This window comes from Pseudomonas frederiksbergensis (assembly GCF_003732275.1).
In the GTDB taxonomy this organism is placed as follows: domain Bacteria; phylum Pseudomonadota; class Gammaproteobacteria; order Pseudomonadales; family Pseudomonadaceae; genus Aquipseudomonas; species Aquipseudomonas frederiksbergensis_H.
Genome location: NZ_MOBM01000036.1, coordinates 1 through 698 on the forward strand (window position 1 = coordinate 1; position 698 = coordinate 698).

Sequence of the window (698 nt, forward strand, 5' to 3'; positions counted from 1 at the left end):
GCTCGGGCATCGCCGGGCTCGGTGGCGTGGCCCTGAGCCAGATCGGCAACGTCGGTCCGGACCTGGGCCAGAGCTACATCATCGACTCGTTCCTGGTGGTGGTGCTCGGCGGCGTCGGCCAGTTGGCCGGTAGCGTGTTCGCTGCGTTCGGCCTCGGCATCGCCAACAAGATCCTCGAACCGCAGATCGGCGCCGTGCTCGGCAAGATCCTGATCCTCGCGCTGATCATTCTGTTCATCCAGAAGCGTCCGCAAGGCCTCTTCGCGCTCAAAGGACGGGTAATCGACTGATGAACCAGCCCCTGATGCTCACGGCCACGCAAAAGGCCGGTCCCAAAGTCACCCTCGTCGTCGGCATGCTGATCCTGGCCGTGCTGCTGAGCCTGCCGCTACTGTCGCTGCTGGCGGCTGACAATCCGCTGCACGTCTCGGCGTATACCCTGACCCTGGTGGGCAAGATTCTCTGCTACGCCATCGTCGCCCTGGCCCTGGACCTGGTCTGGGGCTACGCCGGCTTGCTCTCCCTGGGCCACGGCCTGTTCTTCGCCCTGGGCGGCTACGCCATGGGCATGTACCTGATGCGTCAGGCCGCCGGCGATGGCTTGCCGGCGTTCATGACCTTCTTGTCGTGGACCGAGTTGCCCTGGTACTGGGCCGGCACCGACAGTTTCCTCTGGGCGATGTGCCTGGTGGTGCTGG

2 protein-coding genes are annotated in these 698 nt (G+C 65.2%); both read left to right on the forward strand.

Annotation, left to right across the window (positions count from 1 at the left end; all coding sequences use genetic code 11):
- On the forward strand, window positions 1–290 hold a 290-nt coding region (locus BK662_RS19265), incomplete at its 5' end, for an ABC transporter permease subunit (protein WP_446033149.1).
- A partial coding sequence (locus tag BK662_RS19270) for an ABC transporter permease subunit (protein ID WP_446033150.1) occupies window positions 290–698 on the forward strand: 409 nt, incomplete at its 3' end. The genes BK662_RS19265 and BK662_RS19270, both read left to right, overlap by 1 nt.